Raw genomic sequence first — 20,185 nt, 5'->3', positions numbered from 1 at the left:
GCGCACAAAAACGTTCGTGAATGGGCGTTTTTGTGCGATTTTTCTTGCCTTGTATCGCAAAAATTCGTACAATGAAGAAAAGAGGTGGCAATATGGATGGCTACAAGATCAAACCGTGGGAAGAATTGACGATTCGCGACGATTACATGTTCAAACTCGTCATGAAGAGCAGGCGCATTTGCAAAAAGATGCTTGAAGGCACGCTTCGCATAAGGATTGCGAAGATTCGGTATTTGGAAACGGAAAAGTCCATAGCGGCCCCTTATCGAAGCAAGGGAATACGATTGGATGTCTATGTCAAGGATGAGAAGGATACCGTATATAACATCGAGATGCAAGTTCGTCGGCTTGAGGGCGATGCGCTTTTCAAGAGGGTGCGGTATTATCAGTCCATGATGGATGCTGATTTGCTTGCAGCAGGAGCAGATTACGATGAGCTGAACAAGACGATCATCATCTTCATTTGCCCATTTGATCCCTTTGGTGAAGGTCGTTATATCTATACGTTTGAAAACCTTTGCATGGAGAATAAGGAGCTAGAATTACGGGATGGAGCGACAAAAATATTTCTCAATACGAAAGGGACGATTGGTGACATCACAGATACAATCAAGGCGTTTTTACGGTATGTTGATGGTGTAGTTACGGACAACAGCCTTGTGCAGGAAATTGAAGAAGAAATTCGGAAAGTCAAACTTGAGGAAGGAGAGAGGGTGAATTACATGACGTTTGCGATGAAGATGATGGAAGAACGCAAGGAAGGTCGTGCGGAAGGTCGTCGTGAAGGTCGTCGTGAAGGTCGCAAGGAAGGACAGCGGGATGAGCGCGTGGCGATTCTTCGCCGACTGGTCATGCAATCGCAGATTCCTGTCGAACAGGCTCTTGAGATGATCGGCATACCGCAGGCGGAGCAGCCGTCGTATAAGAAGATGCTGCAGGCGACGCTGTAAGAGCAGCAGCGAAGGGGGGACACTTCCCGTGAGTGATCCTCCTTCGCGTTTATGGAGGAAGCTGCATACCCAAATGTTCACACTATACCGCTTGCGGTATTTTTCGCCGCTTTTTTCAAACGGCGGTTTTTTATGCCATAATGAAGCTATCACGAAGATGTTCCCCTTTCTTATATGCGACACACGAGGAGCGGTGTACATAAAAATGCCGATAAAATAAAGTGTTGACATAGTTTTTTCCTTTTGCTAATATATATAGGTGCCTGACACTGAGCAGGAATCGTGCGTTGGGAGGGAAGCTGCATGACGTTGGAATCGCTGAGGGACGCGGAACGGGTCATCGGGGTCAAGCAGGTCACGAAGGCCGTGCAGAAGCGCCGTACGGATGCCGTTTTTTTGGCGGACGATGCGGATGAACGCGTGACGCAGCCACTCTTCGATCTCGCGAGCGAGATTGGCGTGCAAGTCGTGCATGTTCCCACGATGCAGGAGCTTGGAAAGGCTTGCTCCATCGAGGTCGGCGCCGCTGCGGCAGCCGTACTCAAGAGCGATGCCTCAGGTCGGTAAATGCTTCGCCTGCCGCAAGGCGAGCGGCTCAAAGAGCTGCGGCGGAGTAATTATAAATAATAAATTCTCAATATGAAGGAAGGAGGTGCATCAAATGCCTACAATCAATCAGCTGGTTCGCAAGAGCCGCAAGAGCATGCAGGAGAAATCGAATGCACCGGCACTGAAGAATTGCCCGCAGAAGCGCGGCGTCTGCACGAGGGTTTACACGACGACCCCGAAGAAGCCGAACTCGGCTCTCCGCAAGGTCGCCCGTGTTCGCTTGACGAACAGCATCGAGGTGACGGCATACATTCCCGGTATTGGCCATAATCTGCAGGAGCATAGCGTTGTCTTGATCCGCGGCGGCCGCGTCAAGGATCTGCCTGGTGTTCGCTACCACATCATCCGTGGTTCGCTGGATACGGCAGGTGTTCAGGATCGCGGTCAGGCGAGGTCGAAGTACGGCGCGAAGCGCGCGAAGAAGAAGTGAGACGCTTTTTCTGAGAAGAGATTATAGCCAGGAGGGGTAAGTATGCCAAGAAAAGGTGCCGTACCCAGACGTGACGTGTTGCCGGATCCGGTATACAAGTCCAAGACGGTTACAAAGTTTATCAATAAGGTGATGCTCTCGGGCAAGAAGAGTGTTGCCGAGCGCGTCGTTTACGATGCGTTTGAGACGATCCGCGCCAAGACGGGCAAGGATCCTCTGGAGGTCTTCGAGACGGCTCTGAAGAATGTCATGCCGGTTCTCGAGGTGCGCGCTCGCCGCGTCGGCGGTGCGAACTATCAGGTTCCGGTCGAGGTTCGTCCCGACCGCCGCATGACGCTCGGCATTCGCTGGCTTGTGAACTACGCAAGACTGCGCGGCGAGAAGACCATGGATGAGAGGCTTTCGGGCGAGCTCATGGACGCAGCGAACAATACGGGCGCGGCGATCAAGAAAAAAGAAGATACGCATAAGATGGCTGAGGCTAATAAGGCATTCGCTCATTATCGTTGGTAATCCCAAGCAGTATCTCAACTAGTTAAGGAGCGATAATAAGTGGCAAGAGAGTTTTCTCTGGAAAAAACTCGCAATATCGGCATCATGGCTCACATCGATGCCGGCAAGACAACGACGACAGAGCGTATCCTCTTTTATACGGGCATCACCCACAAGATCGGTGAGGTTCACGATGGCGCTGCCACGATGGACTGGATGGCACAGGAGCAGGAGCGCGGCATTACGATTACGTCGGCTGCGACGACCTGCCATTGGAAGAATCATCGCATCAACATCATTGATACGCCCGGTCACGTTGACTTCACGGTCGAGGTGGAGCGCTCGCTGCGCGTTCTTGACGGCGCTGTCGCCGTCCTGACGGCCAGAGGCGGCGTCGAGCCTCAGACAGAGACGGTCTGGCGCCAGGCGGAGAAGTATAATGTCCCACGCATGGCTTATGTCAACAAGATGGACATCACGGGCGCGGATTTCTTCAACGTCATCAAGATGATGCAGGAGCGCCTGCAGGCGAATCCGGTGGCAATTCAGCTGCCGATCGGCTCGGAGGATACGTTCTCCGGCATTGTCGATCTCATCAAGATGGAAGCGATCATCTATGAGGACGACCTCGGAAAGGTCGCTGACGAGGTGGCGATTCCCGATGATATGAAGGATATTGCCGACGAGTACCGCGACAAGCTCCTCGAAGCCGTCGCCGAAGAGGATGACGACCTCGTGGAGAAGTACCTCGGCGGCGAGGAGATCTCGGAGGATGAGATTCGTAAGGCCATCCGCAAGGCGACGATCGCCTGCAAGATGACGCCGGTGACATGCGGCTCTTCGTACCGCAACCGCGGCGTGCAGCCGATGCTCGACGCAATCGTCGACTTCATGCCTGCGCCGATCGACATCCCCGCGATCAAGGGTGTCAACCCCGATACGGGAGAAGAGGATCATCGCGATTCGACGGACGACGGCCCCTTTGCGGCGCTCGCGTTCAAGATCATGGCCGATCCTTACGTCGGCAAGCTCGCGTTCTTCCGCGTCTACTCGGGCACGCTTTCTTCCGGCTCGTATGTCTTCAACTCGACGAAGGGCAAGAAGGAGCGCATCGGCCGCATCCTGCAGATGCACGCGAACCACCGTGCCGAGCTGGATACGGTCTACAGCGGCGACATCGCTGCCGCCGTCGGCTTGAAGGATACGACGACGGGCGACACGCTGTGCGACGATTCGAAGCCGATCATTCTTGAGTCGATGGAGTTCCCTGACCCGGTCATCTCGGTCGCGGTCGAGCCGAAGACGAAGAACGATCAGGAGAAGATGGGCATCGCCCTGCAGAAGTTGGCGGAAGAAGATCCGACGTTCCGTGTACGCACGGATCAGGAGACGGGTCAGACGATCATCTCGGGCATGGGCGAGCTTCATTTGGAAATCATCGTCGACCGCATGCTGCGCGAGTTCAAGGTCGACTGCAATGTCGGCAATCCGCAGGTTGCGTACCGCGAGACGATCCGCAAGCCTGCGAAGGCAGAGGGCAAGTTCGTCCGCCAGTCGGGTGGTCATGGCCAGTACGGTCATTGCTGGCTCGAGCTCACGCCGCAGGAGCCGGGCGAAGGCTTCACGTTCGAGAACAAGATCGTCGGCGGCGTCATTCCGAAGGAGTTCATCAACCCCATCGAGAACGGCGTGCGCGAAGCTATGGACAACGGCGTCATCGCGGGCTATCCGATGGTCGACGTCAAGGTCACGGTCTACGACGGCTCGTACCACGAAGTCGACTCTTCGGAAATGGCGTTCAAGATCGCCGGCTCGATGGCGTTCAGAAACGGCGCTGAGAAGGCGAATCCGGTGCTCCTTGAGCCTTATGTGAAGGTCGAGGTCATTGTGCCGGAAGAGTATATGGGCGATGTCATGGGCGACATCAATTCGCGCCGCGGCCGCATCGAAGGCATGGAAGCGCGAAACGGTGCCCAGGTCATCAATGCGTTCGTTCCGCTGTCCGAGATGTTCGGATATTCGACGGATCTGCGCTCCAAGACACAGGGTCGAGGGAACTACTCCATGGAAGTTTCTTACTATGATGAAGTTCCTAAGAATATAGCCGAGGCTATCATCGCCAAGAACAAGGGCGAGTAACGAGGGAGGAAAAAACAACATGGCAAAGCAGAAGTTTGAGAGAAACAAGCCGCATGTCAACATCGGTACGATCGGCCACGTCGATCACGGCAAGACGACGCTGACGGCAGCCATCACGAAGGTTCTGTCCAAGAAGGGCATGGCGCAGTTCGAGGACTACGCGGACATCGACAAGGCTCCGGAGGAGAGAGAGCGCGGCATCACGATCAACACGGCGCACGTCGAGTACGAGACGGAGAAGCGTCACTACGCGCACGTTGATTGCCCGGGCCACGCCGACTACGTCAAGAACATGATCACGGGCGCTGCTCAGATGGACGGCGCGATCCTCGTTGTCAGCGCTGCCGACGGCCCGATGCCGCAGACGCGCGAGCACATTCTCTTGGCTCGCCAGGTCGGTGTTCCGGCGATCGTTGTCTTCCTCAACAAGGTTGACCAGGTTGACGATCCTGAGCTTCTTGAGCTCGTCGAAATGGAAGTCCGCGACCTCCTCACGGCTTACGAGTTCCCCGGCGACGATATCCCGGTCATTGCAGGTTCTGCTCTCAAGGCTCTTGAAGATGACGCGGAGCAGGAGAAGAAGATTCTTGAGCTCATGGATGCTGTCGATGAGTACATTCCGACGCCGACACGCGATACGGAGAAGCCCTTCCTCATGCCGGTTGAGGACGTCTTCACGATCACGGGCCGCGGCACGGTCGCAACGGGCCGCGTCGAGCGCGGTGAGCTGAAGCTCAACGATACGGTCGAGATCGTCGGTCTCGAAGATGAGACGAAGTCGACGGTTGTCACGGGCATCGAGATGTTCCGCAAGATGCTCGACACGGCTGTCGCCGGCGACAACATCGGCGCTCTCCTGCGCGGTGTCGATCGCAAGGACATCGTCCGTGGCCAGGTTCTCGCGAAGCCCGGCTCGATTAACCCGCACACGAAGTTCAAGGCTCAGGTCTACGTCCTCAAGAAGGAAGAGGGCGGCCGTCATACGCCGTTCTTCACGAACTATCGTCCGCAGTTCTACTTCCGCACGACGGACGTCACGGGTGTTGTCCGCCTGCCCGAGGGCACGGAGATGGTCATGCCCGGCGATAACGTCGAGATGGAAGTTGAGCTCATCACGCCGATCGCCATTGAGAAGGGTCTGCGCTTCGCTATCCGCGAGGGCGGCCATACGGTTGGCGCCGGCCGCGTGACGGAGATCGAAGGTTAAGACGCTAATTCCATAAAGGCTTTTGTAAGGGCTGCGGTCTCGCAGCCCTTTATAAAGGCCTTGTGTATTTATCTCATTTCCGGAATCACTGACAAGTTCAGCGCTTCCTTATTGCTCCCATGCGATGACGCGGCAGATGGCTCGGCAGAGCCGAGGGAACTGCTGCGGAGAAATGTTTGGGCCATGGAGTCCGGACGACAAGGAGGAAAAAACATTGTCGAAACAGCAGAAAATCCGTATTCGTTTGAAGGCCTACGATCACAAGGCTCTCGACCAGAGCGCGGTTAAGATTGTCGATACCGCGAAGAGGACGGGCGCTCGTGTGTCGGGTCCGATTCCGCTCCCCACGGAGAAGAACATCTACACGATCCTGCGTTCCCCGCACGTCAACAAGGATTCGCGCGAGCAGTTCGAGATGCGCACGCACAAGCGCCTCATCGACATCCTCGATCCTTCCAACAAGACGGTGGACGCACTGATGCGCCTTGACCTGCCGGCCGGGGTGGACATCGAGATCAAGCTGTAAGGGGAGGTGGAATTTATGTCGAAAGCTATTTTGGGAAGAAAACTTGGCATGACGCAGATCTTTACGGAAGAGGGCACTGTCGTCCCTGTCACGGTCGTCGAGTCGGGCAACAATGTTGTCATCATGAACAAGACCGTGGAGAACGACGGCTACAACGCTGTCCAGATCGGCTTCGGCGAAGTCAAGGAGAAGAGGGTCACGAAGCCTCTGAAAGGTCACTTCGCCAAGGCGGGAGTCGCGCCTGTGCGCTTCATCCGCGAGATGCGTCTTACTGATGCTTCGGAATATAACGTCGGTGATACCATCGGCGTTGACATATTTGCTGCCGGCGACCTCGTCGATGTGACGGGCACCTCGAAGGGCAAGGGCTTCGCCGGTACGATCAAGCGCCACAACTTCGCGCGCGGCCCCATGGGTCACGGCTCGAAGTCGCACCGTGAACCCGGTTCGACGGGCGCGATGATCAGCGGTCATGGCGGCCGCGTCTTGAAGGGAAAGAAGCTTCCTGGCCAGATGGGTCATGCGAGGGTCACGGTGCAGCGTCTTTCCGTCGTCCGTGTGGACGCGGAGCGCAACCTCATCCTCATCAAGGGCGCAATCCCGGGCCCGAAGAAGGGTCTTGTCGTGGTTCGCGCCACGGTCAAGCCGGACAAGCCGAAAAAGGCGGAAAAATAATCTGGAAGGAGGATTGCTAACTTATGCCAAAAGTAGCAGTTTATAATAGCGCAAACCAGCAGGTTGGCGATATCGAATTGAATGACAGCGTCTTCGGCGTGGAGATGAATGCCGGCCTCGTGCATCAGGCCGTCGTCATGCAGCTCGCATCGCGCCGTCTCGGCACGCATGCGACGAAGACGCGCGGCCTCGTGAGGGGCGGCGGCAGAAAGCCGTGGAGACAGAAGGGCACGGGTCGTGCAAGAAGCGGCTCGACGCGCTCCCCGCTGTGGGTCGGCGGCGGCACGGTCTTCGGCCCGCAGCCGCGCTCGTATGCCTTCCGCATGCCGAAGAAGCAGCGCCGCCTCGCGATCAAGTGCGCGCTCTCGGACAAGGTGGCGAGCGGTGATTTCATCGTCCTCGACGACCTTCAGTTCGATGCCCCGAAGACGAAGAGCGTCGTCAAGATGCTCGGCGATTTCGGCGTCGATGCGAAGAGCCTCATCATCACGCTCGATGAGAACGAAAACGTCGAGCTTTCTTCGCGCAATATCCCCGGCGTCAAGGCGATCAATACGATGGGCCTCAACGTCTACGACATCCTGAACCACACGAAGCTCTTCATCACGAAGGCTGCGATAGAAAAAATCGAGGAGGTGCTCGCATAATGGACGCACGCGATATCCTCATCCGCCCGCTGATCACGGAGAAAAGCACCCAGCTCATGGAGGAAGGCAAGTATGTCTTCGTCGTCGCCAAGAAAGCGAACAAGATCGAGATCGCCAAGGCGGTCGCACAGGTCTTCAATGTGAAGGTCGCAAACGTGAACACGGTCAACGTCAGCGGCAAGGTGAAGCGCATGGGTCGCTTCGTCGGCAAGCGCTCGGACTACAAGAAGGCGATTGTGAAGCTCGCTCCAGGCGAGACGATCGAGTTCTTCCAGGCATAAAATCGAGCAAAGGAGGTAAAAAGAAGTGGCAATCAAAAGTTTCAAACCTTATTCCGCAGGCCGCAGGTTCATGACGGTCGCGTCGTTTGACGAAATCACGACGGACAAGCCGGAGAAATCCCTCGTCGAGAGCCTCAAGAGCCATGGCGGACGCAATCAGCAGGGCCGCATGACGGTTCGCCATCAGGGCGGCGGTCACAAGCGCCGCTACCGTATCATCGACTTCAAGCGCACGAAGGACGGCATCCCCGCCCGCGTCGCGACGATCGAGTACGATCCGAACCGCAGCGCTCGCATCGCCCTCCTGAACTACGCGGATGGCGAGAAGCGCTACATCCTCGCACCGAACGGCCTCAAGGTCGGCGACAAGGTGGAGTCGGGCGCAGAGGCTGACATCAAGGTCGGCAACGCGCTTCCCATCAAGAACATTCCCGTCGGCACGATGATTCACAACATCGAGCTGAAGATCGGCAAGGGCGCACAGCTCGCAAGAAGCGCCGGCAGCGCCGTGCAGCTCATGGCGAAGGAGAACGACTACGCGCTCCTGCGTCTTCCCTCGGGCGAGCTTCGCAAGGTGCACATCAACTGCCGCGCGACGATCGGCCAGGTCGGCAACCTCGAGCATGAGAACATCACGATCGGCAAGGCAGGGCGCAATCGCTGGCTCGGCAAGCGTCCGGAGAATCGCGGCGTAGCGATGAACCCGAACGACCATCCGCATGGCGGCGGCGAAGGGCGCAGCCCGGTCGGCCGCAAGCATCCGGTCACGAAGTGGGGCAAGTGCGCGATGGGCGCCAAGACGCGCCGCAAGAAGGCGTCGGACAAGCTCATCGTGCGTGGCCGCAAGTAATTCGTGGAGGAAGGCAGCTCAGGCTGCCTGAGCGGAAGGAGGATATATTTTGTCGAGATCAGTCAAGAAGGGACCTTTCGTACAAGAAAGTCTCGTGAAGAAAATTGACGCGCTCAATGCGGCGAACGACAAGAAGGTCGTGAAGACGTGGTCGAGGAGTTCCACGATCCTGCCGGATTTCGTGGGTCACACGATCGCCGTGCACGACGGCCGCAAGCACGTTCCTGTATATGTGACGGAAGACATGGTCGGACATAAGCTCGGAGAGTTCGCTCCGACGCGCACGTTCAAGGGCCATGCCGGCGAAGAGCGCAAGACTTCGCTGAGATAAGAGCGAAAGGAGGCATTTCCCCTTTGGAAGCAAAAGCTACAGCCAAGTATGTACGGATTGCGCCGCGCAAGGTGCGTGTCGTCATGGATCTCATCCGTGGCAAGAACATCGCCGAAGCTTTCGCAATCTTGAAGTTCACGCCGAAAATCGGTGCGGACGTCATAGAGAAGGTATTGAAATCCGCCGTTTCCAATGCCGAGAACAACTTCGACATGAATGTCGACAAGCTCTACATCAAGACGGCTTATGTCGATCAGGGCCCGACACTCAAGCGCATCCACCCGCGTTCGCGTGGGCAGGCGTTCAAGATTTTGAAGCGCACGTCCCACGTCACTGTCGCCGTGGAAGAAAGATGAGGAGGAGGGAAAAGGTTTGGGTCAGAAAGTAAATCCGAACGGCATCCGCATCGGCATCGTCAAGGATTGGGATGCAAAATGGTACGCAGATAAAGACTTTGCGGACAACCTGCATGAAGATATCAAGATCCGCAAGTATTTGAAAGACAGCCTCGGCGCTGCCGGCGTCTCGAAGATCGAGACGGAGCGCTCGAAGAACCGCCTGAAGCTCACGATCCATACGGCGAAGCCCGGCATGGTCATCGGCCGCGGTGGTTCGGGCATTGAGCAGATCAAGGAAGGCCTCAAGGGCAAGACGGAAAAGACGGTCGACATCAACATCTCCGAGATTCGTCAGCCCGACCTCGACGCGACGCTCGTCGCCGAGAACATCGCGCAGCAGCTTGAGCGCCGCATCGCCTTCCGCCGCGCCATGAAGCAGTCGGTCGGTCGCACGATGCGCCTCGGCGCCAAGGGCATCAAGGTCAAGGTTTCGGGTCGCTTGGGCGGCGCGGAAATCGCCCGAAGCGAGGCATATCGCGAGGGCAGCATTCCGCTGCACACGCTGCGCGCCGACATCGACTACGGCACGGCGGAAGCCCGCACGACGTACGGACGCATCGGCGTCAAGGTCTGGATCTTCAAGGGCGAAATCCTTCCAGAGAAGAAGCAGTCCAAGAGGGCTGCCGCTGAAGGGAGCGAAGCTTAATGTTATTACCGAAGAGAGTCAAATACCGCAAGCAGTTCCGTGGCCGCATGAAGGGCAAGGCACATCGCGGCAACACGGTCAGCCACGGTGAGTTCGGCCTTGTGGCGCTGGAGCCGGCATGGATCACGAACCGTCAGATCGAAGCCGCCCGTATCGCCATGACGCGTTACATCAAGCGCGGCGGTAAGGTCTGGATTAAGATCTTCCCCGACAAGCCGGTCACGGCGAAGCCGGCCGAGACCCGCATGGGCAGCGGCAAGGGCTCGCCTGAGTACTGGGTGTGCGTCGTCAAGCCCGGTCGTGTACTCTTCGAGATGAACGGCGTGTCGAAGGAAGTTGCCATGGAGGCCATGCGCCTTGCAGGCCACAAGCTGCCGATCCGCACGAAATTCGTCACGCGCGAGGAGTCACTGAAAGCAGCAGAGGGCGGTGAAGTAAATGAAGGTTAATGAGATACGCGACTTGAATGCCGGGGAGCTTGTTGAAAAGCTCGCTTCGCTCAAACAGGAGCTGTTTAACCTCCGTTTCCAGCACGCTACCGGCCAGCTGGAGAATCCGATGCGTATCAAGGAAGTCAAGAAGTCGATCGCGCGCGTCAAGACGGTGCAGCGCGAACTTGAGAATCAGGACGTTTGCTTGGCGAAGAATTGATTGATATGCAGAGGAAGGAGGCTCTTTGATGAGCGAGAGAAATGAACGCAAGACGAGAGTCGGCAAGGTCGTAAGCGACAAGATGGACAAGACCGTCGTCGTCGCCGTTGTCGACATTGAGCAGCACAAGCTCTATAAGAAGGCCGTCAAGAAGACGGTGAAGTTCCAGGCGCACGACGAGAACAACGAGGCGCATGTCGGCGATACGGTGGCTCTGATGGAGACCCGCCCGCTCTCGAAGCACAAGCGCTGGAGAGTCGTGAAAATCGTCGAGAGGGCGAAATAATTTCGCCACTATCTCGAAAGGGAGGTTCATACATTGATTCAACAGCAGACCATGCTGAATGTTGGCGACAATACGGGCGCAAAAGAGATCATGTGCATCCGCGTGCTCGGCGGCTCGTACCGCAAGTATGCCAACATCGGTGATGTTATCGTGGCTGCCGTCAAGGCAGCAGCCCCCGGCGGCACGGTCAAGAAGGGCGATGTCGTCAAGGCTGTCGTCGTCCGAAGCGTCAAGGGCATCCGTCGTCCGGACGGCTCTTTCATCCGCTTCGACGAGAACGCCGCCGTGCTCATCAAGGAAGACAAGACGCCGAGAGGAACCCGTATTTTTGGCCCCGTGGCCAGGGAGCTGCGCGAGAAGGATTTCATGAAGATCGTTTCCTTGGCTCCTGAAGTTCTTTGATAGGAGGCGCTATTTTGTCACAGGTGAAACTGCACGTAAAGAAAGGCGACACGGTCGTCGTCCTCGCAGGCAAGGACAAGGGCAAAGAGGGCAAGATCGTCGAGGCTCTGCCGAAGAAGGGCAAGGTCGTCGTCGAGGGCGTGAACAAGGTGAAGCGCCATACGAAGCCGAGCCAGAAGTACCCGCAGGGCGGCATCATCCAGAAGGAAGCCCCTCTGAACGCCTGCAAGGTCATGCTCGTATGCCCGGCTTGCAAGAAGGCCGCGCGCACGGGCAAGAAGGAAGTCAACGGCAAGATGGTTCGCGCCTGCAAGAAGTGCGGCGAAGTCATCGACCAGACGAAATAATCGAGGAAGGAGGAGCACGGTTTGGAAAGATTACAGGAAAAGTACAAGAACGAAGTTGTGCCTGAGCTCACGAAGAAGTTCGGCTACAAGAACATCATGCAGCTTCCGAAGATCGAGAAGGTCATCATCAACATGGGCGTCGGCGAAGCCGTCGGCAATCCCAAGGCTCTCGACTCCGCCGTCAATGATCTGACGATCATTGCGGGGCAGAAGCCCATCCTGACGCGCGCGAAGAAGTCGCTTGCCGCCTGGAAGCTCAGGGAAGGCATGCCGATCGGCACGAAGGTCACGCTGCGCGGCACGCGCATGTACCAGTTCCTCGACAAGTTCATCAACGTCGCCCTGCCGCGCGTCCGCGACTTCCGCGGCGTGAGCAGCACGGCTTTTGACGGCCGCGGCAATTATGCGGTCGGTCTCAAGGAGCAGCTCATCTTCCCCGAGATCGAGTACGACAAGATTGACAAGCTGCGCGGCATGAACATCGTCATCGTCACGACAGCGGAAAAAGACGAAGAGGCGCGCGAGCTCTTGAAGCTCCTAGGCATGCCCTTCAAGGCTTAAAGAAGGAGGTATGAACTGTGGCTAAGAAATCGATGATCGAAAAGTGGAGCCAGCAGCCGAAGTTCAAGGTGCGCCAGCACAACCGCTGCAAGATCTGCGGCCGTCCGCATGGCTACATGAGGAAGTTCGACATGTGCCGCATCTGCTTCCGCGAGCAGAGCTACAACGGCGCCATTCCCGGCGTGACGAAAGCCAGCTGGTAAAAATTCGCTTTTGAGCGAAAGGAAAGGAAGCTGCCGCAGTCTTTGTGCGCTGCTTCCTCGAAACGTATGAAAGGGAGGATATCGGTTCCATGGTAATGACTGATCCTATTGCAGATATGCTGACGCGCGTTCGCAACGCGAACTCCGTCTACCACTCCAAGGTGGAGATTCCCGCCTCCAAGATCAAGAAGGCAATCGCCGAGGTCTTGAAGGAAGAGGGCTTCATCAAGGATTACACCTTCACGGCAGACTCGAAGCAGGGCATGCTGACGGTTTTCCTCAAGTACGGCCCCGCACGTGAGAAGGTCATCACGGGCATCAAGCGCATCTCGAAGCCTGGTCTTCGCGCTTATGCGAAGCACGATGAGCTGCCGCGCGTCCTCGGCGGACTCGGCATCGCCATCATCTCCACGTCGAAGGGGATCATGAGCGACAAGGAAGCCCGCAAGGCCGGCCTTGGCGGCGAAGTCGTCGCCTATGTCTGGTAAACGTCTGGAGGTGAAAAGATGTCGAGAATTGGCAGAGCACCGATTGAGATTCCCGCTGGCGTAACCGTCAAGATCGAGGAAGTCAACAAGGTGACAGTAAAGGGTCCGAAGGGCGAGCTTTTCCGCGAGCTTCATCCGGACATGAAGATCGCGGTCGAGGGCAATGTCCTCACGGTCACGCGTCCGTCGGACGACAAGGAGCACCGCTCCCTGCACGGCCTCACGCGTACGCTCATCAACAACATGGTGGTCGGCGTGACGGAAGGCTTCAAGAAGACGCTCGAAATCAACGGCGTCGGCTATCGTGCCGCGAAGCAGGGCAAGAATCTGAACCTTTCCTTGGGTTTTTCCCATCCCGTCATTGTCGAGCCGCCCGCAGGCATCACGCTTGACGCGCCCAGCGCGACGAGCATCGTCGTTTCGGGCATCGACAAAGAAGCTGTCGGCGCCATCGCTGCAAAGATCCGCAGCTATCGCCTGCCTGAACCGTACAAGGGCAAGGGCATCAAGTACGAGGGCGAGCACATCCGCCGCAAGGTCGGTAAGGCCGGCGCCAAGGCGAAGAAATAAGGCAGCTTAAAGGAAAGGAGTGACCATAGTGCTGATCAAGGCAGACAAGAACAAGGCAAGGCAGAAGCGCCACCTGCGCGTCCGTAACCACGTTTCGGGCACGGCAGAGCGTCCGCGCCTCAACGTATACAGAAGCCTCGCGAACATCTACGCGCAGGTGATCGACGACGAGAAGGGTGTGACGCTCGTCTCGGCGAGTTCGAAGGACAAGGGATTCTCGAACTACGGCGGCAACATCGAGGCCGCGAAGGCTGTCGGCGCCGCTGTCGCAAAACGCGCACTTGAAAAGGGCATCACCGAGGTTGTCTTTGACCGCGGGGGCTACATCTACCACGGTCGCGTCGCGGCGCTCGCGGAAGCAGCGCGCGAGGCAGGCCTCAAATTCTGACTTGCAAGGAGGTAAATGAATGGCTAGAATGGACAGGAACCATGACAGGGACCGGGACAGAAACAACGAGACTCCTGAATTTGAGGAGAAGGTCGTTTACATCAACCGCGTTGCCAAAGTCGTCAAGGGCGGCCGCCGTTTCTCCTTCAGCGCCCTCGTAGTCGTGGGCAACAAGAAGGGCAAGGTTGGCGCAGGCCTCGGCAAGGCGAGCGAAGTGCCCGAGGCAATACGAAAGGGCATCGAGGACGCGAAGAAGAACCTCATCGAGGTTTCCTTGAAGGATACGACGATTCCGCACGAGATGATCGGCATCTTCGGTGCAGGCCGCGTGCTCTTGAAGCCCGCCGCCAAAGGTACCGGCGTCATCGCGGGCGGCCCTGCGCGCGCCGTCTTGGAGCTTGCGGGCATTCGCGACATCCTCACGAAGTCTCTTGGCTCGTCGAATCCGAACAACATGGTTCGCGCCACGGTCAAGGGTCTCGAGCAGCTCAAGCGTGCTGAAGCGGTCGCTGAACTGCGCGGCAAGACGGTGCAGGAACTCTTAGGTTAAGGAGGAAGTTCGATGGCAAAGGTCAAAATCACTCTTACGAGAAGCCTCATCGGTCGTCCCGAGACGCAGAGAGCCACCGTTCGTTCGCTCGGACTTCGCAAGCTCAACTCGTCGGTGGAGCGTGAGATGAACGACGCATTGAAGGGACAGATCCACAAGGTCGAACATCTCGTGAAGGTCGAGAACATATAAGAAAGAACAAGGAGGTGCAAGCAGTATGAAGTTACATGAATTGTCCCCGGCGCCCGGCTCCAAAAAGACGCGCAACCGCGTGGGGCGCGGCATCGGCAGCGGAAACGGCAAGACCGCAGGCCGCGGGCACAAGGGTCAGAATTCGAGGAGCGGCGGCGGCGTCCGCACGGGCTTCGAAGGCGGCCAGATGCCGATCTACCGCAGGCTTCCGAAGCGCGGCTTCAATAATGTGTTCCGCAAGATTTATGCGGAGGTCAACATCGAAACCTTGAACCGCTTTGAGGACGGCGCTGTCGTCGATCCCGTCGCACTCGTCGAAGTGGGCATCCTGAAGAACGTCCGTGACGGCATCCGCATTCTCGGCAAGGGCGAACTCACGAAGAAGCTCACGGTTCGCGCCAACGGCTTCACGAAGTCGGCGGAAGAAAAGATCAAGGCGGCAGGCGGACAAGTCGAGGTGATCTGATTGTTTTCAGCCCTTGCGAACATCTACAAGATTCCGGAGCTAAGACAGAAGGTCATCTTCACGCTCATCATGTTCGCCGTGTTCCGGCTCGGTACGCACATTCCTGTGCCGGGCGTCGATCCGTCGGCCATTGAGCAGCTGTTTGCCACGGGCAACCTGTTCGGCCTCTTGGATCTCTTTTCCGGCGGTGCATTCAGCAAGTTTTCCATCTTTGCGATGAGCATCACGCCGTACATCAACGCGTCGATCATCATGCAGCTTCTCACGGTTGTCATTCCGACTTTGGAGCAATGGTCCAAAGAAGGGCAGGAAGGGCACAAGAAAACGACGAAGGTCACACGCTACCTGACTGTAGCGCTCGCCTTTTTCCAGGCTGTCGGCATGTCGATCGGTCTGAAGCAGGCGATCTTGAATCCCAGTCCCGTCTCCATCCTGATCATCGCGATCACCTTGACGGGAGGCACGATATTCCTCATGTGGATCGGCGAGCAGATCACGGCGAACGGCGTCGGAAACGGCATATCACTCATCATCTTTGCCGGTATCGTCGCAGCATTGCCGAAGAATCTCGGCACGATCTACAGTTATTTGCAGGCGGGGACGATCAGCTATTTCAACGCATTCGTCTTTGCCGTCATCGCTCTCTTGATGATCGTGTTCGTCATCTACATCCAAGAGGGCAACCGCAGAGTCCCGATTTCCTACGCGAAACGGGTCGTCGGAAAAAAGACGTATGGCGGAAGTTCCAGCCATATCCCGCTGAAGGTCAATCATGCGGGCGTCATCCCAATCATCTTTGCGTCATCCGTGCTGATGTTTCCAGTAACCGTCGCCCAGTTTATTGAAGTTCCCTGGGTGACCACACTCGCCGGTTATTTTGCGTGGGGCACACCGCTGCAGACCAGCATCTACGCGCTGCTCATCATCTTCTTCACGTACTTTTATACCGCGGTTACTGTAAAGATATCGGATATGGCAGAGAACCTGAAAAAATACGGTGGCTTCATCCCGGGCATACGTCCGGGCAAGCCGACGGAAGAATATCTCGATACTGTCATGACGCGCATCACGCTGGCAGGCGCGTTCTTCCTGGCATTCATCGCAGTGCTGCCGAACCTCGTCGCGGGCGCGACCCACATCGAGGGTGTGTACTTCGGCGGCACGGCACTGCTCATCGTCGTCGGGGTTGCGCTGAACACGATGAAGCAGATCGAATCCATGGTGGTCATGCGCCATTACCAAGGTTTCATGAAATAGGAGGAGTCCTTTGATGCATATCCTGTTAATGGGTCCGCCGGGCGCCGGCAAAGGCACGCAGGCGGCCAATCTCGTGAAAGAGTTCGGCATTCCGCACATCTCGACGGGCGACATGTTCCGCGCCGCCGTGAAGGAAGGGACGGAGCTTGGGCTGCAGGCGAAGGCCTGCATGGACGCCGGCAAGCTCGTGCCGGACGAGGTCACGATCGGCATCGTAAAGGAGCGGCTCGCGAAGCCCGACTGCAAGAAGGGCTTCATCCTCGACGGTTTTCCGCGCACGGCAGAGCAGGCGGACGCCCTTACGGGCATCCTCAAAGAGCTGGGGCTATCCCTCACCGCAGCCCTCAACATCACGGTGCCGGCGGCGGACCTCATCGAGCGCGCCGTCGGACGCCGCATCTGCAAATCCTGCGGCGCGACCTACCATGTGAAGTTTAACCCGTCCAAGAAGGCGGGGGTTTGCGACACATGCGCGGGCGACCTCTACCAGCGTGCAGACGACAGCGAGGAGACGATGAAGAATCGCCTCTCCGTTTACGAGGCGCAGACGAAGCCCTTGATCGCCTACTACGAGAAGGCAGGCGTCTACAAGGAGATCGACGGCAGGCAGCCCATTGACGATGTCAAGGCCGCCATGATCGCCGCCTTGAAAGGCTGAAGCTGCGTGTCCGAGAGCCACCGAACGATAAAGACGCGAGAGCGTCACGGCGGGCGCGGGTTTGGCGTCCGAGAAAATACGATGTTGGGCATGGGCAATTCCCGATGCGGAACGCTCCTTTCACGGAAGATGGACAGCTTTCGCCCAACCCAATTTCAGAGAGGGAGAAGCTCATGTCAAAACAAGATGTAATCGAAGTTGAGGGCAAAGTGCTGGAAGCGCTGCCCAACGCGATGTTTCAAGTCGAGCTGGAAAACGGTCACGTCGTCCTGGCGCACGTCTCGGGGAAGATCCGTATGAATTTCATCCGCATCCTTCCCGGCGACAAGGTCACGATTGAGCTTACGCCTTACGACCTGACGCGCGGCCGCATCACCTATCGTTTCAAGTAGACGCGGCCGCTATTCGGCAGGCAGCGCAGAAGGAGGCAAAGTCAATGAAAGTCAAGCCGTCCGTCAAACGGATTTGCGAAAAATGCAAGATCATCAAGCGCAAGGGACGCGTCATGGTCATTTGCGAAAACCCGAAGCATAAGCAGAGACAAGGTTAAGGAGGTGCTTTTCTATGGCACGTATCGCCGGTGTGGATTTACCGCGTGACAAGAGAATCGAGATTGCTTTGACATATATCTATGGGATCGGCCTGACGACCTCCCAGAAGCTCCTGAAGCTGGCAGGCGTCAACCCCGACACGCGCACGCGCGACCTGACGGAAGATGAAGTCGTGAAACTGCGCGACGTCATCGACAAGGAAGCGATCGTCGAGGGCGATCTTCGCCGTGAGCGTCAGATGGCGATCAAGCGTCTCGTCGATATCGGCTGCTACCGCGGTCGTCGTCACCGCCTGGGACTTCCCGTGCGCGGACAGAACACGAAGAACAATGCCCGCACGCGCAAAGGCCCGAGAAAGGCCATCGCAGGCAAGAAGAAGGACAAATAAAAGGGAGGGTCATTGAGTGGCAGTAAAGAAAACGACGCGGACGAAGAAAAAAGACCGCAAGAACATTGAATATGGCGTTGCGCATATCAGCTCCACCTTCAACAACACGATCGTCACGCTGACGGACAAGAGCGGCAATGCCCTCTCGTGGGCGAGCGCGGGCGGCCTCGGCTTCCGCGGCTCCAGAAAGAGCACGCCGTTCGCTGCACAGATGGCGGCGGAAGTCGCGGCGAAGGCCGCGATGGAGCACGGCTTGAAGCAGGTCGAGGTCTATGTCAAGGGCCCCGGCGCCGGCCGTGAAGCCGCGATCCGCTCCCTGCAGGCGACGGGCCTTGAAGTCAACATGATCAAGGACGTCACCCCGATTCCGCACAACGGCTGCCGTCCGCCGAAGCGCAGAAGAGTTTGATGGAGGTGCAGAAGAAATATGGCTATTGATAGATCCGCAACCCTCAAGCGCTGCCGTTCGCTCGGCATTGAGCCGGGCATGGTCGGCATCAGCCGCCAGTCCAAGCGTCAGCCGCGCCGCCAGGCCCGCAAGGTCAGCGAGTATGGCATGCAGCTCAAGGAAAAGCAGAAGGCGAAGTTCATCTACGGTGTTCTTGAGAAGCAGTTCCGCAAGTACTATGAGAAGGCGAAGACGATGCCGGGCGTCACGGGTGAGAACCTCCTCGGTCTCCTGGAGCGCCGCATCGACAACGTCGTATACCGCCTCGGTCTCGCGCAGACGCGCCGTCAGGCTCGTCAGCTCGTGACGCACGGTCACATCCGTGTCAACGGCAAGCGCCTCGACATTCCGTCCGCGCTCGTTCGTGCCGAAGATGAGATCACGATCGACGAGAAGAGCCGCTCGAATGCGTTCTTCAAGGCGCTCGCCGAGAACTACAAGCCTCTGAACCTTCCCGCATGGCTCGCTGCCGACGGCGCGAAGCTCAGCGGCACGGTCACGCGCTATCCGAGCCGCGATGAGATCGACGTCCCCGTCAACGAGCAGGCGATCGTCGAGCTGTACTCCAGATAATCTCTTGCCGGTACTTATCAATATGATCGACTGCATGAGAACAATGGAGGAGGGTTATCCCAGATGATCGAGATCGAAAAGCCAAAGATCGAGATAGTGGAAATCAGCGAAGATAATCGTTATGGGAAGTTCGTCTGCGAGCCTTTGGAGCGTGGCTACGGCACGACCCTCGGCAACAGCTTGCGGCGCATCCTCTTGTCATCCCTGCCGGGCGCTGCGATCACCTCGATCCGCATCGACGGCGTACTGCACGAGTTCTCCACCATTCCGGGCGTCCGCGATGATGTGACGAACATCGTGCTGAACCTCAAGTCGCTCTGCTTCAAGATGTACAGCGAAGAGCCGCGCGTTCTTCGCCTCGACGTCAAGGGCGAGAAGGAAATCACGGCGGCGGACATCATTACCGATCCCGACGTCGAGATCTTGAACCCCGATCTTCACATCGCGACGCTCAACGAGGACGGAGAGCTGCACATGGAAATGATTGTCGAGCGCGGCAAAGGCTATGTGGCAGCGGAGAAGAACAAGAAGCCCGATCATGTCATCGGCGTCATTCCGATCGACTCCATCTTTTCCCCGATCCAGCGCGTCAACTACACCGTGCAGGATACGCGCGTGGGCAACGTCACCGACTATGACAAGCTCATCCTCGACGTGTGGACGGATGGATCTATCCGCCCCGAAGAGGGCGTGAGCCGCGCGGCGAGCATCCTCATCTCGCACTTCAAGCTCTTCCAAAACATGGCGGGCATTCCAGAGATTGAGGAAGAGGAGGAGATTGCTCCTCCCGAGCCTGAGGAGCCGGATGCTTCCAAGGTTCTTGAGACGACGATTGACGATCTCGACCTCTCCGTGCGTTCCTTCAACTGCCTGAAGCGCGCGAACATCAACACGGTCGCAGATCTTGTCTCGAAGACGGAAGAAGACATGATGAAGGTCAGGAACCTCGGCAGGAAATCCTTGGAAGAAGTCAAGAAGAAGCTTGAAGAGTACGACTTGACATTGAAGAAAGAAGAAGAATAAGA

General features: G+C 57.3%; 35 protein-coding genes. All 35 read left to right on the top strand.

Annotated elements, in window-relative coordinates:
• Window positions 1-92: 92 nt before the first annotated feature.
• The 35 genes from SELSP_RS07560 to SELSP_RS07390 all read left to right on the top strand — a co-directional run bounded on the left by SELSP_RS07560 (window position 93) and on the right by SELSP_RS07390 (window position 20,183).
• Window positions 93-950: an Rpn family recombination-promoting nuclease/putative transposase gene (locus SELSP_RS07560; protein ID WP_013740886.1), complete on the top strand. Its 858-nt coding sequence runs from the start codon at window positions 93-95 to the stop codon at window positions 948-950.
• 303 nt (window positions 951-1,253) lie between these two features.
• Window positions 1,254-1,517 carry a L7Ae/L30e/S12e/Gadd45 family ribosomal protein gene (locus tag SELSP_RS07555; RefSeq protein WP_006191705.1) on the top strand — a complete coding sequence of 88 codons (264 nt, stop codon included), beginning with the start codon at window positions 1,254-1,256 and terminating at the stop codon, window positions 1,515-1,517.
• 94 nt (window positions 1,518-1,611) lie between these two features.
• A complete protein-coding gene (rpsL, locus tag SELSP_RS07550) occupies window positions 1,612-1,989 on the top strand; it encodes a 30S ribosomal protein S12 (RefSeq protein ID WP_006191709.1) in 378 nt (125 codons plus the stop codon).
• 42 nt (window positions 1,990-2,031) lie between these two features.
• Window positions 2,032-2,502, top strand: coding sequence for a 30S ribosomal protein S7 (gene rpsG / locus SELSP_RS07545; protein ID WP_006191712.1), 471 nt, complete (start codon window positions 2,032-2,034; stop codon window positions 2,500-2,502).
• Window positions 2,503-2,541: 39 nt separating this feature from the next.
• Window positions 2,542-4,620, top strand: a complete 2,079-nt coding sequence (gene fusA / locus SELSP_RS07540; protein WP_013740885.1) for an elongation factor G — start codon at window positions 2,542-2,544, stop codon at window positions 4,618-4,620.
• Window positions 4,621-4,639: 19 nt separating this feature from the next.
• Entirely contained in the window at window positions 4,640-5,827 is a 1,188-nt protein-coding gene (gene tuf / locus SELSP_RS07535) for an elongation factor Tu (protein ID WP_006191715.1), read from the top strand.
• A gap of 214 nt (window positions 5,828-6,041) precedes the next feature.
• Window positions 6,042-6,353 (top strand): 30S ribosomal protein S10, encoded by a 312-nt coding sequence (rpsJ, locus tag SELSP_RS07530; RefSeq protein WP_009645121.1) that lies wholly within the window; start codon window positions 6,042-6,044, stop codon window positions 6,351-6,353.
• A 15-nt stretch (window positions 6,354-6,368) separates the two neighbouring features.
• The gene (rplC, locus tag SELSP_RS07525) at window positions 6,369-7,028 is read left to right on the top strand and encodes a 50S ribosomal protein L3 (protein WP_006191718.1); all 660 of its coding nucleotides are present in this window, start codon (window positions 6,369-6,371) and stop codon (window positions 7,026-7,028) included.
• Between the two features lie 23 nt (window positions 7,029-7,051).
• Window positions 7,052-7,675: a 50S ribosomal protein L4 gene (rplD, locus tag SELSP_RS07520; protein ID WP_006191719.1), complete on the top strand. Its 624-nt coding sequence runs from the start codon at window positions 7,052-7,054 to the stop codon at window positions 7,673-7,675.
• The gene (rplW, locus tag SELSP_RS07515; protein ID WP_006191720.1) at window positions 7,675-7,956 is read left to right on the top strand and encodes a 50S ribosomal protein L23; all 282 of its coding nucleotides are present in this window, start codon (window positions 7,675-7,677) and stop codon (window positions 7,954-7,956) included. The genes rplD and rplW overlap by 1 nt, the downstream gene beginning before the upstream one ends.
• Window positions 7,957-7,981: 25 nt before the next feature.
• A complete protein-coding gene (gene rplB / locus SELSP_RS07510) occupies window positions 7,982-8,806 on the top strand; it encodes a 50S ribosomal protein L2 (protein WP_009645099.1) in 825 nt (274 codons plus the stop codon).
• A gap of 49 nt (window positions 8,807-8,855) precedes the next feature.
• A complete protein-coding gene (rpsS, locus tag SELSP_RS07505; RefSeq protein ID WP_009645084.1) occupies window positions 8,856-9,137 on the top strand; it encodes a 30S ribosomal protein S19 in 282 nt (93 codons plus the stop codon).
• Window positions 9,138-9,160: 23 nt separating this feature from the next.
• On the top strand, window positions 9,161-9,493 hold the full coding sequence (rplV, locus tag SELSP_RS07500) for a 50S ribosomal protein L22 (protein ID WP_009645138.1): 333 nt from the start codon (window positions 9,161-9,163) through the stop codon (window positions 9,491-9,493).
• A 16-nt stretch (window positions 9,494-9,509) separates the two neighbouring features.
• On the top strand, window positions 9,510-10,181 hold the full coding sequence (gene rpsC, locus SELSP_RS07495; RefSeq protein WP_006191728.1) for a 30S ribosomal protein S3: 672 nt from the start codon (window positions 9,510-9,512) through the stop codon (window positions 10,179-10,181).
• The gene (gene rplP, locus SELSP_RS07490) at window positions 10,181-10,630 is read left to right on the top strand and encodes a 50S ribosomal protein L16 (RefSeq protein WP_006191729.1); all 450 of its coding nucleotides are present in this window, start codon (window positions 10,181-10,183) and stop codon (window positions 10,628-10,630) included. The genes rpsC and rplP overlap by 1 nt, the downstream gene beginning before the upstream one ends.
• Window positions 10,620-10,832, top strand: coding sequence for a 50S ribosomal protein L29 (rpmC, locus tag SELSP_RS07485; RefSeq protein ID WP_006191731.1), 213 nt, complete (start codon window positions 10,620-10,622; stop codon window positions 10,830-10,832). The genes rplP and rpmC overlap by 11 nt, the downstream gene beginning before the upstream one ends.
• A gap of 28 nt (window positions 10,833-10,860) precedes the next feature.
• Window positions 10,861-11,118 carry a 30S ribosomal protein S17 gene (gene rpsQ, locus SELSP_RS07480; protein WP_006191734.1) on the top strand — a complete coding sequence of 86 codons (258 nt, stop codon included), beginning with the start codon at window positions 10,861-10,863 and terminating at the stop codon, window positions 11,116-11,118.
• A gap of 33 nt (window positions 11,119-11,151) precedes the next feature.
• Window positions 11,152-11,520, top strand: a complete 369-nt coding sequence (gene rplN, locus SELSP_RS07475; RefSeq protein ID WP_013740884.1) for a 50S ribosomal protein L14 — start codon at window positions 11,152-11,154, stop codon at window positions 11,518-11,520.
• Between the two features lie 14 nt (window positions 11,521-11,534).
• Entirely contained in the window at window positions 11,535-11,867 is a 333-nt protein-coding gene (gene rplX, locus SELSP_RS07470) for a 50S ribosomal protein L24 (protein WP_013740883.1), read from the top strand.
• 21 nt (window positions 11,868-11,888) lie between these two features.
• Window positions 11,889-12,428, top strand: a complete 540-nt coding sequence (rplE, locus tag SELSP_RS07465) for a 50S ribosomal protein L5 (protein ID WP_006191739.1) — start codon at window positions 11,889-11,891, stop codon at window positions 12,426-12,428.
• Between the two features lie 17 nt (window positions 12,429-12,445).
• Window positions 12,446-12,631 carry a type Z 30S ribosomal protein S14 gene (locus SELSP_RS07460; protein ID WP_009645105.1) on the top strand — a complete coding sequence of 62 codons (186 nt, stop codon included), beginning with the start codon at window positions 12,446-12,448 and terminating at the stop codon, window positions 12,629-12,631.
• Between the two features lie 89 nt (window positions 12,632-12,720).
• Entirely contained in the window at window positions 12,721-13,119 is a 399-nt protein-coding gene (gene rpsH, locus SELSP_RS07455; RefSeq protein ID WP_009645148.1) for a 30S ribosomal protein S8, read from the top strand.
• Window positions 13,120-13,137: 18 nt separating this feature from the next.
• Window positions 13,138-13,689, top strand: coding sequence for a 50S ribosomal protein L6 (gene rplF / locus SELSP_RS07450; protein WP_006191748.1), 552 nt, complete (start codon window positions 13,138-13,140; stop codon window positions 13,687-13,689).
• Between the two features lie 28 nt (window positions 13,690-13,717).
• The gene (gene rplR / locus SELSP_RS07445) at window positions 13,718-14,077 is read left to right on the top strand and encodes a 50S ribosomal protein L18 (RefSeq protein ID WP_009645159.1); all 360 of its coding nucleotides are present in this window, start codon (window positions 13,718-13,720) and stop codon (window positions 14,075-14,077) included.
• Between the two features lie 19 nt (window positions 14,078-14,096).
• Window positions 14,097-14,627 carry a 30S ribosomal protein S5 gene (rpsE, locus tag SELSP_RS07440; RefSeq protein WP_006191759.1) on the top strand — a complete coding sequence of 177 codons (531 nt, stop codon included), beginning with the start codon at window positions 14,097-14,099 and terminating at the stop codon, window positions 14,625-14,627.
• Window positions 14,628-14,639: 12 nt separating this feature from the next.
• Window positions 14,640-14,819: a 50S ribosomal protein L30 gene (gene rpmD / locus SELSP_RS07435; protein WP_006191760.1), complete on the top strand. Its 180-nt coding sequence runs from the start codon at window positions 14,640-14,642 to the stop codon at window positions 14,817-14,819.
• A 25-nt stretch (window positions 14,820-14,844) separates the two neighbouring features.
• Complete coding sequence (rplO, locus tag SELSP_RS07430; protein WP_006191762.1) at window positions 14,845-15,285, top strand: 50S ribosomal protein L15; 441 nt, start codon at window positions 14,845-14,847, stop codon at window positions 15,283-15,285.
• Window positions 15,286-16,542 (top strand): preprotein translocase subunit SecY, encoded by a 1,257-nt coding sequence (secY, locus tag SELSP_RS07425; RefSeq protein ID WP_006191763.1) that lies wholly within the window; start codon window positions 15,286-15,288, stop codon window positions 16,540-16,542.
• A 13-nt stretch (window positions 16,543-16,555) separates the two neighbouring features.
• Entirely contained in the window at window positions 16,556-17,200 is a 645-nt protein-coding gene (locus SELSP_RS07420) for an adenylate kinase (protein WP_006191765.1), read from the top strand.
• Window positions 17,201-17,373: 173 nt separating this feature from the next.
• Window positions 17,374-17,592 (top strand): translation initiation factor IF-1, encoded by a 219-nt coding sequence (infA, locus tag SELSP_RS07415; protein ID WP_009645081.1) that lies wholly within the window; start codon window positions 17,374-17,376, stop codon window positions 17,590-17,592.
• A gap of 44 nt (window positions 17,593-17,636) precedes the next feature.
• Window positions 17,637-17,750 (top strand): 50S ribosomal protein L36, encoded by a 114-nt coding sequence (rpmJ, locus tag SELSP_RS07410; RefSeq protein ID WP_005842139.1) that lies wholly within the window; start codon window positions 17,637-17,639, stop codon window positions 17,748-17,750.
• A 14-nt stretch (window positions 17,751-17,764) separates the two neighbouring features.
• Window positions 17,765-18,139, top strand: a complete 375-nt coding sequence (gene rpsM, locus SELSP_RS07405) for a 30S ribosomal protein S13 (RefSeq protein WP_006191768.1) — start codon at window positions 17,765-17,767, stop codon at window positions 18,137-18,139.
• A 16-nt stretch (window positions 18,140-18,155) separates the two neighbouring features.
• Window positions 18,156-18,548, top strand: a complete 393-nt coding sequence (gene rpsK / locus SELSP_RS07400) for a 30S ribosomal protein S11 (RefSeq protein WP_006191770.1) — start codon at window positions 18,156-18,158, stop codon at window positions 18,546-18,548.
• An 18-nt stretch (window positions 18,549-18,566) separates the two neighbouring features.
• Complete coding sequence (gene rpsD / locus SELSP_RS07395; protein WP_006191771.1) at window positions 18,567-19,160, top strand: 30S ribosomal protein S4; 594 nt, start codon at window positions 18,567-18,569, stop codon at window positions 19,158-19,160.
• Between the two features lie 63 nt (window positions 19,161-19,223).
• Entirely contained in the window at window positions 19,224-20,183 is a 960-nt protein-coding gene (locus SELSP_RS07390) for a DNA-directed RNA polymerase subunit alpha (RefSeq protein ID WP_006191773.1), read from the top strand.
• The last annotated feature ends 2 nt before the right edge of the window (window positions 20,184-20,185 follow it).

Source organism: Selenomonas sputigena ATCC 35185 (assembly GCF_000208405.1).
Classification (GTDB): Bacteria; Bacillota; Negativicutes; order Selenomonadales; family Selenomonadaceae; genus Selenomonas; species Selenomonas sputigena.
The sequence above is the reverse complement of the archived record's forward strand: the minus strand, read 5'-3'. Positions and strand labels throughout refer to the sequence as shown.

Bases quoted from the DNA above. Each gene is read 5' to 3' on its own strand.
- SELSP_RS07560 (WP_013740886.1), top strand. From the start codon at position 93: ATGGATGGCTACAAGATCAAACCGTGGGAAGAATTGACGATTCGCGAC.
- SELSP_RS07555 (WP_006191705.1), top strand. From the start codon at position 1,254: ATGACGTTGGAATCGCTGAGGGACGCGGAACGGGTCATCGGGGTCAAG.
- rpsL (WP_006191709.1), top strand. From the start codon at position 1,612: ATGCCTACAATCAATCAGCTGGTTCGCAAGAGCCGCAAGAGCATGCAG.
- rpsG (WP_006191712.1), top strand. From the start codon at position 2,032: ATGCCAAGAAAAGGTGCCGTACCCAGACGTGACGTGTTGCCGGATCCG.
- tuf (WP_006191715.1), top strand. From the start codon at position 4,640: ATGGCAAAGCAGAAGTTTGAGAGAAACAAGCCGCATGTCAACATCGGT.
- rplC (WP_006191718.1), top strand. From the start codon at position 6,369: ATGTCGAAAGCTATTTTGGGAAGAAAACTTGGCATGACGCAGATCTTT.
- rplD (WP_006191719.1), top strand. From the start codon at position 7,052: ATGCCAAAAGTAGCAGTTTATAATAGCGCAAACCAGCAGGTTGGCGAT.
- rplW (WP_006191720.1), top strand. From the start codon at position 7,675: ATGGACGCACGCGATATCCTCATCCGCCCGCTGATCACGGAGAAAAGC.
- rplP (WP_006191729.1), top strand. From the start codon at position 10,181: ATGTTATTACCGAAGAGAGTCAAATACCGCAAGCAGTTCCGTGGCCGC.
- rpmC (WP_006191731.1), top strand. From the start codon at position 10,620: ATGAAGGTTAATGAGATACGCGACTTGAATGCCGGGGAGCTTGTTGAA.
- rpsQ (WP_006191734.1), top strand. From the start codon at position 10,861: ATGAGCGAGAGAAATGAACGCAAGACGAGAGTCGGCAAGGTCGTAAGC.
- rpsH (WP_009645148.1), top strand. From the start codon at position 12,721: ATGGTAATGACTGATCCTATTGCAGATATGCTGACGCGCGTTCGCAAC.
- rplF (WP_006191748.1), top strand. From the start codon at position 13,138: ATGTCGAGAATTGGCAGAGCACCGATTGAGATTCCCGCTGGCGTAACC.
- rpsE (WP_006191759.1), top strand. From the start codon at position 14,097: ATGGCTAGAATGGACAGGAACCATGACAGGGACCGGGACAGAAACAAC.
- rpmD (WP_006191760.1), top strand. From the start codon at position 14,640: ATGGCAAAGGTCAAAATCACTCTTACGAGAAGCCTCATCGGTCGTCCC.
- rplO (WP_006191762.1), top strand. From the start codon at position 14,845: ATGAAGTTACATGAATTGTCCCCGGCGCCCGGCTCCAAAAAGACGCGC.
- SELSP_RS07420 (WP_006191765.1), top strand. From the start codon at position 16,556: ATGCATATCCTGTTAATGGGTCCGCCGGGCGCCGGCAAAGGCACGCAG.
- infA (WP_009645081.1), top strand. From the start codon at position 17,374: ATGTCAAAACAAGATGTAATCGAAGTTGAGGGCAAAGTGCTGGAAGCG.
- rpmJ (WP_005842139.1), top strand. From the start codon at position 17,637: ATGAAAGTCAAGCCGTCCGTCAAACGGATTTGCGAAAAATGCAAGATC.
- rpsM (WP_006191768.1), top strand. From the start codon at position 17,765: ATGGCACGTATCGCCGGTGTGGATTTACCGCGTGACAAGAGAATCGAG.
- rpsD (WP_006191771.1), top strand. From the start codon at position 18,567: ATGGCTATTGATAGATCCGCAACCCTCAAGCGCTGCCGTTCGCTCGGC.
- SELSP_RS07390 (WP_006191773.1), top strand. From the start codon at position 19,224: ATGATCGAGATCGAAAAGCCAAAGATCGAGATAGTGGAAATCAGCGAA.